This window comes from Rhizobacter sp. P3_B12 (assembly GCF_056402895.1).
In genome coordinates this window covers 1-10,705 of the sequence record NZ_JBFUGN010000113.1, presented here as the reverse complement: position 1 = coordinate 10,705, position 10,705 = coordinate 1, and the positions used below count along the sequence as shown (strand labels likewise).

Here is a 10,705-nt window from a genome sequence, read left to right as displayed (position 1 = left end):
GCCGCAGGCCGCGCGCATCAACAAGCGCACGCTGCGCCAGCTGGCCGCCGGCGGGCCGAGCGCCGACGAGCGCCGCGCGCACTACGGCTATGCCGACAGTCCCCAACACCGTGAAGGCATCCAGGCCTTCATCGAGAAGCGACCGCCGCATTTCCAGCGCGGCTAGGGCTTGTCAACACGAGAGATCCCCGAGGAGGTTCGATGAGTAGTTTCAACGGCAGTGCCAACCTGTTCGCCGCGTTGCGCGCGGCCTTTCCCGCCGACCTCGACGCGACCGCGATCGAGGTGGCCGACGGCGAGGCGCCGCTCAGCTACAGCTGGCGCGACCTCGAGCGCGCGACCGCGATGCTCGCCAACCTGCTCGAATCGCTGGACCTGCCGGCCGGCAGCCGCGTCGCGGTGCAGACCGAGAAATCGGTCGAAGGCCTGATGCTGTACCTCGCGGTGCTGCGCGCCGGCTTCGTCTACCTGCCGCTGAACACCGCCTACCAGGCCGCCGAGATCGAGTACTTCGTCGGCAACGCCGAGCCGGCGGTGGTGGTGTGCGCGCCGAAGCACTTCGGCTGGGTCAGCAAGATCGCCTTCAAGGCCGGCACGCGCCATGTGTTCACGCTCGGCGACGACCGCACCGGAAGCCTGCTGGAGCGCGCCTCGCACCAGAGCGACCGGCATGAGCCGGCGGTGCGCGGCGCCGACGACCTGGCGGCCATCCTCTACACCAGCGGCACCACCGGCCGCAGCAAGGGCGCGATGCTGACGCACGGCAACATGCTGAGCAATGCGCGCACGCTGAAGGCGTACTGGGGATGGCAGGCGGGCGACGTGCTGGTGCATGCGCTGCCGATCTTCCACGTGCATGGCCTCTTCGTCGCGATCCATGGCGCGCTGCTGAACGGCAGCAAGATGATCTGGCTCGCGAAGTTCGACCCGAAGCGCGTGCTGGCCGCGTTGCCGCGCGCGACGGTGTTCATGGGCGTGCCGACGCTGTACGTGCGGCTGCTGGCCGAGCCCGGCCTCACGCGGGCGGCGTGCAGCAGCATGCGGCTGTTCGTCGCCGGCTCGGCACCGCTGCTACCCGAGACCTTCAACGCCTGGCGCGAGCGCACCGGGCAGGCCATCCTCGAGCGCTACGGCATGAGCGAGACGGTGATGCTGACCTCGAACCCGTACGACCCGGCCGACGGCGAGCGGCGCGCCGGCACGGTGGGCTTCCCGCTGCCGGGCGTGCAGCTGCGGGTGCGCGACGAAGGCCGCGATGGAGGTCACGACTGCGCGCGTGGCGAGATCGGCGGCATCGAGGTGAAGGGCCCGAACGTGTTCGCCGGCTACTGGCGCCTGCCCGAGAAGACGAAGGAAGAGTTCACCGACGACGGCTGGTTCAAGACCGGCGACGTCGGCCGCATCGACGAGCGCGGCTACGTGTGCATCGTCGGGCGCAGCAAGGACCTGATCATCAGCGGCGGCTACAACGTCTACCCGGCCGAGATCGAGGGCTACATCAACGACATGCCGGGCGTCGCCGAGAGCGCGGTGGTCGGCGTGCCGCATCCGGATTTCGGCGAGGCGGTGGTGGCGGTGGTGGTGCCGCGCGCCGGGGCGCAGCTCGAAGGGGCGGCGATCGCCGCGGCCCTGAAGGCGCAGATCGCGAACTTCAAGGTGCCCAAGCTGGTCGAGCTGGTGCAGGAATTGCCTCGCAACACGATGGGCAAGGTGCAGAAGAACCTGCTGCGCGAGAGGCACAAGGGGCTGTTCGCCGCGGGTTGAGCCTGCCGCGCGCGGCGTAAGCGAATGCGTCGCCTGTGAGGGCGCGCAACGCGACTGACACGCTGTGGCACCCAGCGGGCGCGAATGGTCGCCTGCCGGGGCGGTGCTGCCTCCGTCCTACGGGGAACGGCGGCTCACAGCAGGTGGCAGGGCCCTTGCAGGGTTTTCGGCTCATGTCCATCGGAAATGCCGCCATGCACGCCTCGATCCTTGCCCGCACCGCCCTCGCCACCGTGCTGGCCGCGGTCGCCTTCGCCGCGCACGCGGACTACGACCCCGTGGTCGGCAAGCTGCTGTTCGAGGACACGATCAACCAGACGGGCCGCTCGTTCACCGGCAACTGCACCAGCTGCCACACCACCGTGCAGAACCGGCGCGACCAGGTCAGCTTCTCGACGACCGGCCAGCACGACCAGTTCGCCGCGATCGACCCCGAAACGGCGGTGAACCGCCTCGGCTATGCGCTGAACAACTTCAGCCAGATGAAGCAGTTCCAGGTGCTCGACGTGGACCAGATGACCGACCTGGCCGCCTACATCGCCGACACGCCGAAGGCCAGCGAGACCGAGCTGAGCTTCTCGGCCAGCGCGGTGAACACGCCGACCGTGTCGCAGAACCTCGACCTGGCCAACGGCAAGACCTTCGGGCAGGTGACGGTGGACAGCGTCGCGATCAGTGGCACCGGTGCGGCCCGCTTCACGCTGAAGAGCGACACCTGCAGCGCGCAGAAACTCGCCAACGCGGCCACCTGCCGTGCGACGATCTCGTTCAGCGCCGCGGACACCGCGGGCTACAGTGCCACACTGACCATCACCATGCACCCCGGCACCTCCACCACGAAGTTCACGCGCACCGTCGCGCTCTCGGGCGCGGTCGGCGTGGTGACGACGCCGCCGCCGAGCGGTGGGAACGGTGGCGGCAATGGTGGCAACAACAACGACGAGGGCGGCGGTGCGCTCGGCTTCGCGTGGCTGGGTGGCCTCGCACTCGCGACGGCGCTGCTGCGGCGGCAACGTGGACGCGCTGCCGGCTGACCGCGGCGACGACCGCACCTGCCCGCGCTGCGAGCGGGCGTTCCATTGCGGTGTGAATGACGACCGGCCGTGCTGGTGCAGCCGCGTGAAGCTCAGCGCGGAGACGCTGGCGCGGCTTCGGTCGGCGTACGACCGGTGCCTGTGCGGCGATTGCCTGATCGAGGTGTCTCAAGAGGCTGCCGATCTCGACGCGCACGGCGAACGGAATCCCTCGCGACGACAGTGACAGCCGCGTGAACCGGGATCCCGACTACGCCGCCTTCGAAACGGAACACGACCAGCATCAATAGCGATCCTTGCGGTCGCGATAACCGTTCTTGCACGCGCCCTTGGCGATGCCCGCCAACTCGGCAAGCTCGGGAACCGGCATCACCAGAACACCGATGCCTTTGGGGATGAACACGAACTCCTGACCGGCTTGCCAGTTCTGCTTCTCACGCACGGCTTTCGGAATGGAGATCTGGAATTTGCTTGACAGGATGAGCGCCACCGCTGCAGGAAAGCCAATGCACGTCAAAAGCGAGGTCCGCGCGCTTCGAACTTGATGACGGTCGCGCCGACCTCTCGGCAGGGCTCCTCGGGAATGGGATATGCCTGGAGGCACATGTGCGCCGCCATCGCGGAGCGGGTGGTTTTCATGAAGACTGAGTGACCCCGGGCCGAAGGAGGTTCCTGCACCGCAAAAGCAAACGCGGGCTGTGTTTCCACAGCCCGCGCAGCGAGGTGACTTCGAGGGGCTACTCAGTCACTCGCGTAGATGTCGACGTCCTTCGTCTCCTTGACGAACAGCATGCCCACCACGAAGGTGATCGACGCGAACACGATCGGGTACCACAGGCCGTTGTACATGTTCCCGGTCTGCGCCACGATCGCCAGGCCCGTTGCCGGCAGCAGGCCGCCGAACCAGCCGTTGCCGATGTGGTACGGCAGGCTCATCGAGGTGTAGCGGATGCGCGTCGGGAACATCTCCACCAGCATCGCGGCGATCGGGCCGTAGACCATCGTCACATAGATCACCAGCACCGACAGGATCGCCACCAGCGTCCACCACTGGCCGCTCATGAAGGAGATCGGCTTGGCCTTGGCCGGGTAGCCGTGCTCCTTCAGCGCCGCGGCCACGTCCTTCTTGAAGGCGGCGTCCTTGGCCTTGGCTTCATCGGCCGGCAAGCCCTTCGATGCGAAGGACTCGATCGTCTTGTCGCCGATCGTGATCTTCGCCGGGCCGGTGCCGGCCACGTTCTCGTAGCTCACCGAGCCTGCGGCCAGCACCTGCTTGGCGATGTCGCACGAGCTGGTGAACTTGGCCACGCCGGTCGGGTTGAACTGGAACGAGCACTCCGACGGGTCGGCCGTCACCGTGACCTTGGCGCTCTTCTGGGCCGCCGCGAGCTCGGGGTTGGCCGTCTCGGTCAGCGCCTTGAACAGCGGGAAGTAGGTCAGCGCGGCGATCAGGCAGCCGGCCATGATGATCGGCTTGCGGCCGATCTTGTCCGACAGCGTGCCGAAGACGATGAAGAAGGGCGTGCCGATCAGCAGCGCGGCGGCGATCAGCACGTTGGCGGTGGGCCCGTCGACCTTCAGCGCGCCCGTCAGGAAGAACAGCGCGTAGAACTGGCCGGTGTACCAGACCACCGCCTGGCCCATCGTCAGCCCGACCAGCGCCAGGATCACGATCTTCAGGTTCTTCCACTGGCCGAACGACTCGGTCAGCGGCGCCTTCGAGGTCTTGCCCTCCTCCTTCATCTTCTTGAAGGCCGGCGACTCGTTCATCGACAGGCGGATCCACACGCTGATGGCCAGCAGCAGAATCGAGACCAGGAACGGAATGCGCCAGCCCCAGTCGGCGAACGCTTCTTCGCCGATCCAGGTGCGCGTGCCCAGGATCACCAGCAGCGACAGGAACAGCCCGAGCGTCGCCGTGGTCTGGATCCACGAGGTGAAGGCTCCGCGCTTGCCGTGCGGCGCGTGCTCGGCCACGTAGGTGGCGGCACCGCCGTACTCGCCGCCGAGCGCCAGGCCCTGCAGCAGCCGCAGGCCGATCAGGATCACCGGGGCGGCGACGCCGATCGATGCATAGGTCGGCAGCACGCCGACGATGAAGGTCGACAGGCCCATGATCAGGATCGTCACCAGGAAGGTGTACTTGCGCCCGATCATGTCGCCCAGCCGCCCGAACACCAGCGCGCCGAACGGCCGCACGATGAAGCCGGCCGCGAACGCGAGCAGCGAGAAGATGACCTGCGACGCCGGGTCGAGGTTGGAGAAGAACTGCTTGCCGATGATGGCGGCGAGCGTGCCGTACAGGTAGAAGTCGTACCACTCGAACACGGTGCCGAGGCTGGACGCGAAGATGACCTTGCGCTCCTCGCGCGTCATCGGCCCCGCGGGGTTGCGCGCCGGTTTGGCCACTGCAGTTGCCATTGGAATGTCTCCTTGTCGTCAGGCTCCTTGCCGAACGGCAAGGCGTGCCGCATCTTCACGACGCCCTCTGACCCATCCCTGACGCCAAGCTGAACGCCGGCTGACAAGTTCAGTGACAACCCTGACGAATCGTTTCTCATCGTGAGAAACGAGGGATGACCCGCCCTGGGAGTTTCCCTGAGCTCACTTGGCATAGTGCAAGTGCTTGATTTGCCTGGATTCACCGCAATTTTCCAAGTCTTGCTATTCTGYGGTGATGAACTACCTGCCCCTGTCGGACAACGCTGCGCGGCAGGCCATCGATTCGATGACGACCTTCGCCGAATTCCGCCGCGTGCAGGTGCAGGCACGCAGCTACGCCGGCTCGATGTACTGGAAGCAGGAAGGCGACTACGAGTACCTGGTGAAGACGCGGCCACGTCAGCGCAACCAGGAGCGACTGGGCGCTCGCTCCGCGGCCACGGAAAAGATCTTCACGGAGTACACCAGCCGCAAGCAAGTTGTCGAGACTCGCCTGGCCTCGCTGCGCGAGGCCTTGAACGAAGCGGAACGCATGAACAAGGCGCTGAAGGTGGGCCGTGCGCCTTCGCTCCTGATCGGCGTGCTGCAGGCGCTCGCGGACGCTGATCTGCTGGCGCATTTCACCGTGGTCGGCACGCATGCGCTGTACGCGTATGAAGCGGCCGCCGGCGTTCGCATCGTGCCGGGCGCATTGGCCACGCAGGACATCGACCTGCTCTGGGACGCACGGCGCCGGGTGCAGTTCATGACAGACCTGCAGCAACTCGATTCATCGATGCTCGACGTGCTGAAGACGGCCGACCCCACATTCGAGCGCAAGGAAGGACAGAACGAGACAGCCATCAACGCGCGCGGCTTCGAGGTCGATTTCCTGCGCCGCCAGGCGGTCGACGGCGACCCGCACCCGTTCCGCTTTTCTTCGGACGAAGGCGATCTCTGGCCGGTCCAGGCCATCCGAGCCTCGGTGCTGACATCGGCACCACGCTTCGAGCATGCCGTCGTTTCGGCGACCGGTCGCATGGCGTGGATGAGCACGATCGCACCGGCCACCTTCGTCGAATTCAAGCGTTGGATGGCGCAAGACGCCCCTCATCGCGAGGAGGCCAAGCGTCGCCGGGATCGCCTGCAGGCCGGCATCGTGCAGGAGCTGCTGGATCAGGGGCTCCTGCTGCCCTGATCACTTCTTGCGCTGAATGCCCACCGGTTGCCGCGCCGCGTCGTCCCACGCCGGGCCGTCGAACCACGGATCGCCGGCCAGCCAGCTCTGCAGCAGGTCCAACCCGTCGAGCCCCCAGAACAACCGGCCGTCGAGCTCGACCGTCGGCACGCCGAAGATGCCGAGCGACACCGCCTGCGCGGTCGCCGCCTTCAGCGCGGCCTTGACCTCGTCGCCCTGCGGATCGAGCGCCGGCTGCAGCCGCTGCGCGAGCGCGGCCAGCCGCTGCGGATCGTTCGCGTCCGCGCCGCCGCGCCACACGTGGTGCATCAGCTGCTCGCACACCCAGCGGCTGGGCGTCGCGAGCGGGCCACAGCAGGCCAGGCCCAGGCGCAACAGCGCGAGCGGGTTGAACGGATGCTGCGCCGGCATCTGCATCGGGATGCCGTGCCGSTGCGCGWGCCACGCCACCTGCCGGTAGGTCCAGTCGCGCTTCGGAGCGATCTCGGCCGGGCCCTTCTGCCCCCATTGCGACAACAGCCCGGCGAACAGCACCGGCTGGTAACTCACCTCGACACCATGCCCTTCCAGCACCTGCGGCAGGCGCTCGAACGCCAGGTAGGCGTACGGCGAGATCACGTCGAACCAGAACCGGAGTTGCTTCATCGCGACCGCTCCTCATCGACGACCGGCGCACCCGCCTTGCGCAACTCGATGGCCTGCCAGACCTGGCGCTTGCCGTCGTCGTCCATCTTCGACCACGCCGCGATCTCGTCGATCGTGCGCCAGCAGCCGGCGCACAGCCCGCTGGACGCCTCCATGCGACAGATGTTCACGCAGGGGCTGGGGACGGCGGCCACTGGATCCATCAGGTGAGCACCAGTTCGGCAATGTCGTCCCACAGCGTGGCATCGATGCGGCCGCGGACCTGCTTCACCTCGCGGTGCTGCTTGTCGAGGATGAACGAGGTGGGCGTCTGCGCCATCGCGCCGAAATCGTCGCGGTGCGTCGCATCGGCGCGCCACAGCATCGGGAACTGCTGCTTCATCGGCACGACGCGGTTCAGGATCGCGTCGTACTCGCGCACCGCCGCCAAGCTGCGGTCGAGGCTCACCGCCACCAGCTGGAACGGCTTGTCGCGCCAGGCCTCGTAGTTCGCGCGCAGTTCGGGCATCTTGTCGCGGCACACCGCGCAATCGGTCGACCAGAAGAACACCAGCACCGCCTTGCCGGCGTCCTGTGCCAGCTCGTAGCGATGCCCTTCCAGTGTGTTGCCCACCAGCGCGTGGCCCGGCGCCGCCGGCGCAGCGCGCAGCGGCACGGTGTGGCCGAGCGCGGCCAGGGCGGCGGTCGACAGGAAGGAACGGCGATCGATGCGGGAGGTCATGGCGCAGCCTGCGGAAGTGGAGCTGTGCGTTGGTCGGCAGGGCCGTCGGGGTATTACGTGAGGTCGATCACGTCAGGTCACACATCACGTCACATCAGCCAGTGGCGCCTGCGTCAGCGCCTGCAGCTCGGTGGGGCTCAGCCTGAACACGCCTTTCGGATGCCCGGCCGCCGCCCAGATCTCGTCGAAGCGCAGCAACTCGCGATCGATCAGCGTCACCGGCGCATTCGCATGGCCGACCGGCGACACGCCGCCGATCGTGAAACCGGTGTGCGCCTTCACGAAATCGGCATCGGCGCGGCCGAGCGGGCCGGCCAGCGCCGCCACCTTCTTCTCGTCGACACGGCGGTCGCCCGAGGTCACGACCAGCACCGCGACGTCGTCGGCACGGCGCCGGAAGATCACGCTCTTCGCGATCTGGCCGAGCTGCACGCCCAGCGCATCAGCCGCCTCCTGCGCGGTGCGCGCATTCACCTCGAGCAGGATCGGCGCGTGCGGATGGCCCAAGGTGCCCAGCACCGCGCTGACGTGGCGGAAGCCTTCCGGCTGCTCCGGCATCACCGTGGAATCGCTCATGCCTTCGCCTCCGCCGCAGCCGCCCGCTTCGCCAGCAAGGCCTTGCCCGCGCGCGACACCGGCGCGCGGCCCAGCACCTGCGAGATGTAGTTGCCGGCATCGACCAGCGCGTTCAGGTCGATCCCGGTGTCGATGCCCAGCCCGTCGAGCATGAACAGCACATCCTCGGTCGCCACGTTGCCGGTCGCGCCCTTCGCATACGGGCAGCCGCCCAGGCCGGCGACGCTGGCATCGAAGGTGTGCACGCCCAGCTCGAGGCTGGCGTAGATGTTGGCCAGCGCCTGGCCGTAGGTGTCGTGGAAATGCCCGCTCACCTCCACCAGCGGGTAGTGGCGCAGCGCGCGCTCCAGCGCGGCCTGCACCCGCTTCGGCGTGCCGACGCCGATGGTGTCGGCCACGCCGCAGTGGTCGACGCCGATGCCGCGCATCAGCCGCACGACGCGTTCGACCTCGTCCGGGCTGACCTCGCCCTGGTACGGGCAGCCGAGCGCGCACGAGATCGCGCCGCGCACCTTGATGCCGTTCGCATGCGCCGCCTCGACCACCGGGCGGAAGCGCTCGATGCTCTCGTCGATGCTGCAGTTGATGTTGCGCTGGCTGAAGGCCTCGCTGGCGGCCGCGAACACGACGATCTCGTCGGGCTGGGTCGCGAGCGCCGCCTCGAAGCCGCGCAGGTTCGGCGTCAGCACCGAGTAGCGCACGCCCGGCTTGCGCTGCAGCCCGGCCATCACCTCGGCGTTGTCGGCCATCTGCGGCACCCACTTGGGGCTCACGAAGCTGGTGACCTCGATCTCGCGCAGCCCGGCCGCCTGCAGCCGGTGCACCAATTCGATCTTGTGCGCAGCGTCGACCTGCTTCGCTTCGTTCTGCAGTCCGTCGCGTGGGCTCACATCGACCAGCGTGACATGGGTTGGAATCATGACTTAAGTCTCGATAGGAAGGTCTGCGTGCCACACCCCCCTTTGTCCGGGGATGGCGAGCCGGGAGGGCGCTGTCGAAGATACCTGAACTGACTGGAGCATGTCGTGTCCACACCCGCCGAACTTCGCATCGCCACCCGCATCCACTTCGGCTTGAAGCAATGGCTCGGGGAAGGCATCGACGTCGAAGTGATGCTGCGGCAGCCCGACGAAGCCCGCGAGATCCTCTTCGTGTGCCAGGCTTCCGGCCAACCCGAACTGGAATCGCTGGCCCGGCAGTGGGCCGTTGCCCGGCCCGAGGCGAAGAAGGCGTCCCGCCCGCGCATCGTGCCGGAACGGCCTGTGCCGACACCCCCCCCGAAAGCGTCCGCCAAGCCCGCCACACCGCGCGCCGCGGCGAAGCAGGACCTGGCCTGGGCCCGCGACACCAGCGGCTTCGGCATCACGCAGCCGGCCGAGCTGGAGCCGGCGGAGCCAGACACCACCGGCGCGCGCTGGCACAAGCCGTCGAGCTGGCTGCGCCTGGGATCGGGTCGCCACTGACGTAGCCCGGATGCCAATCCGGGTTCGTTGGTCATGCAGTCCCGGATTGGCGTCCGGGCTACGCCAGGCGCAGCAGTTCGCCACCTTCGCCCACCTGATCGCCGGCTGAATAGAGCAACTCCTGCACCGTGCCGTCGCGCGGCGCGGTGATCGTGTGCTCCATCTTCATCGCCTCCAGCACCGCGAGCGGCTGGCCCTGCTTGACCTGGTCGCCCACCTTCGCGAGAAAGGCCACCACCTTGCCGGGCATCGGCGCGGTCAGCCGGCCGCCTTCGGCCGCGCCGTCGCCGGCATGCGCCAGCAGGTCGACCTCGCTCGCGAGCGCCGAGCCCTCGGGTGCGAACACCGCGATGCGCTCGCCGACCGCGTAGACGCTCAGCACCCAGCGCCGCCCGCCGACCACCACCGCATGCCGGTCCGCCGACAAGGCCTGCGCCTCGAACGCATGCCGTTCGGCGCCGATCGCCAGCGCCATCGCGCCGCGGTGGTTGCGCTCCAGCATCACCGTGTGGTGCGTGCCCTGCAGCTCGATGTCGAAGCGCCGCTGTGCGCCACCGTGCATCCGCCAGCCGTCGCGCCGCGACCACGGGTCGTCGGTCTGCAGCGCCGCCTCGGCCGCGATCGCGTGCGCGACGACGCCAGCCGCGACGCACTCGAGCGGCAACGGCGGCGCCTCGAACAACGCCACGCGTTCGCGCTCGATCAGCGCGGTGTCGAGGTCGGCCGTCGCGAACGACCGGCTCGCGACCACCCGCCGCAGGAACGCGACGTTGGTGTGCAGCCCGACGATGTGCGTCTGCGCGAGCGCCGCATCCAGCCGCGCCAACGCCTGCGCGCGGTCGGCGCCCCAGACGATCAGCTTGGCGATCATCGAGTCGTAGTG

Annotated in this window: 13 protein-coding genes; 5 read left to right on the top strand and 8 right to left on the bottom strand. The window is 68.1% G+C overall.

Annotated features, from left to right (window positions below):
- The first annotated feature begins 201 nt into the window (after positions 1-201).
- The 3 genes from AC1D01_RS09015 to AC1D01_RS09005 all read left to right on the top strand — a co-directional run bounded on the left by AC1D01_RS09015 (position 202) and on the right by AC1D01_RS09005 (position 3,024).
- Complete coding sequence (locus AC1D01_RS09015) at positions 202-1,764, top strand: malonate--CoA ligase (RefSeq protein ID WP_477865706.1); 1,563 nt, start codon at positions 202-204, stop codon at positions 1,762-1,764.
- 194 nt (positions 1,765-1,958) lie between these two features.
- Positions 1,959-2,798 (top strand): hypothetical protein, encoded by an 840-nt coding sequence (locus AC1D01_RS09010; RefSeq protein ID WP_477865705.1) that lies wholly within the window; start codon positions 1,959-1,961, stop codon positions 2,796-2,798.
- A complete protein-coding gene (locus tag AC1D01_RS09005) occupies positions 2,779-3,024 on the top strand; it encodes a cysteine-rich CWC family protein (RefSeq protein ID WP_477865704.1) in 246 nt (81 codons plus the stop codon). Before AC1D01_RS09010 ends, AC1D01_RS09005 begins: the two co-directional genes overlap by 20 nt.
- 57 nt (positions 3,025-3,081) lie before the next feature.
- On the opposite strand, the gene AC1D01_RS09000 is transcribed toward AC1D01_RS09005, so the two are convergent.
- Both AC1D01_RS09000 and AC1D01_RS08995 read right to left on the bottom strand, forming a co-directional pair.
- Positions 3,082-3,288 (bottom strand): AbrB/MazE/SpoVT family DNA-binding domain-containing protein, encoded by a 207-nt coding sequence (locus tag AC1D01_RS09000; protein WP_477865703.1) that lies wholly within the window; start codon positions 3,286-3,288, stop codon positions 3,082-3,084.
- Positions 3,289-3,539: 251 nt separating this feature from the next.
- Complete coding sequence (locus AC1D01_RS08995) at positions 3,540-5,219, bottom strand: MFS transporter (protein ID WP_477865702.1); 1,680 nt, start codon at positions 5,217-5,219, stop codon at positions 3,540-3,542.
- A gap of 256 nt (positions 5,220-5,475) precedes the next feature.
- On the opposite strand from AC1D01_RS08995, the gene AC1D01_RS08990 reads away from it, so the two are divergent.
- The gene (locus AC1D01_RS08990) at positions 5,476-6,417 is read left to right on the top strand and encodes a GSU2403 family nucleotidyltransferase fold protein (RefSeq protein ID WP_477865701.1); all 942 of its coding nucleotides are present in this window, start codon (positions 5,476-5,478) and stop codon (positions 6,415-6,417) included.
- Here the strand turns inward: AC1D01_RS08990 and AC1D01_RS08985 are convergent, their stop codons facing one another.
- From AC1D01_RS08985 to AC1D01_RS08965, 5 genes are all read right to left on the bottom strand, one after another.
- Positions 6,418-7,062 (bottom strand): 2-hydroxychromene-2-carboxylate isomerase, encoded by a 645-nt coding sequence (locus AC1D01_RS08985; RefSeq protein WP_477865700.1) that lies wholly within the window; start codon positions 7,060-7,062, stop codon positions 6,418-6,420.
- Entirely contained in the window at positions 7,059-7,265 is a 207-nt protein-coding gene (locus AC1D01_RS08980; protein WP_477865699.1) for a DUF1289 domain-containing protein, read from the bottom strand. The genes AC1D01_RS08985 and AC1D01_RS08980 overlap by 4 nt, the downstream gene beginning before the upstream one ends.
- Positions 7,265-7,783 carry a TlpA family protein disulfide reductase gene (locus AC1D01_RS08975; RefSeq protein ID WP_477865698.1) on the bottom strand — a complete coding sequence of 173 codons (519 nt, stop codon included), beginning with the start codon at positions 7,781-7,783 and terminating at the stop codon, positions 7,265-7,267. Before AC1D01_RS08975 ends, AC1D01_RS08980 begins: the two co-directional genes overlap by 1 nt.
- Positions 7,784-7,867: 84 nt before the next feature.
- Positions 7,868-8,359: a YbaK/EbsC family protein gene (locus AC1D01_RS08970; protein ID WP_477865697.1), complete on the bottom strand. Its 492-nt coding sequence runs from the start codon at positions 8,357-8,359 to the stop codon at positions 7,868-7,870.
- Entirely contained in the window at positions 8,356-9,279 is a 924-nt protein-coding gene (locus AC1D01_RS08965) for a hydroxymethylglutaryl-CoA lyase (protein WP_477865696.1), read from the bottom strand. Before AC1D01_RS08965 ends, AC1D01_RS08970 begins: the two co-directional genes overlap by 4 nt.
- Positions 9,280-9,384: 105 nt before the next feature.
- On the opposite strand from AC1D01_RS08965, the gene AC1D01_RS08960 reads away from it, so the two are divergent.
- Entirely contained in the window at positions 9,385-9,822 is a 438-nt protein-coding gene (locus AC1D01_RS08960; protein WP_477865695.1) for a hypothetical protein, read from the top strand.
- A gap of 58 nt (positions 9,823-9,880) precedes the next feature.
- Here AC1D01_RS08960 and AC1D01_RS08955 read toward each other — a convergent pair.
- Positions 9,881-10,705, bottom strand: an 825-nt coding sequence (locus tag AC1D01_RS08955) for an acyl-CoA carboxylase biotin carboxyl carrier protein subunit (protein WP_477865694.1), incomplete at its 5' end; no start/stop codon positions are given.

Coding starts and splice junctions, on each gene's coding strand:
- AC1D01_RS09015 (WP_477865706.1), top strand. CDS start 202: ATGAGTAGTTTCAACGGCAGTGCCAACCTGTTCGCCGCGTTGCGCGCG.
- AC1D01_RS08990 (WP_477865701.1), top strand. CDS start 5,476: ATGAACTACCTGCCCCTGTCGGACAACGCTGCGCGGCAGGCCATCGAT.
- AC1D01_RS08995 (WP_477865702.1), bottom strand. CDS start 5,219: ATGGCAACTGCAGTGGCCAAACCGGCGCGCAACCCCGCGGGGCCGATG.
- AC1D01_RS08970 (WP_477865697.1), bottom strand. CDS start 8,359: ATGAGCGATTCCACGGTGATGCCGGAGCAGCCGGAAGGCTTCCGCCAC.
- AC1D01_RS08965 (WP_477865696.1), bottom strand. CDS start 9,279: ATGATTCCAACCCATGTCACGCTGGTCGATGTGAGCCCACGCGACGGA.
- AC1D01_RS09010 (WP_477865705.1), top strand. CDS start 1,959: ATGCACGCCTCGATCCTTGCCCGCACCGCCCTCGCCACCGTGCTGGCC.
- AC1D01_RS08975 (WP_477865698.1), bottom strand. CDS start 7,783: ATGACCTCCCGCATCGATCGCCGTTCCTTCCTGTCGACCGCCGCCCTG.
- AC1D01_RS08980 (WP_477865699.1), bottom strand. CDS start 7,265: ATGGATCCAGTGGCCGCCGTCCCCAGCCCCTGCGTGAACATCTGTCGC.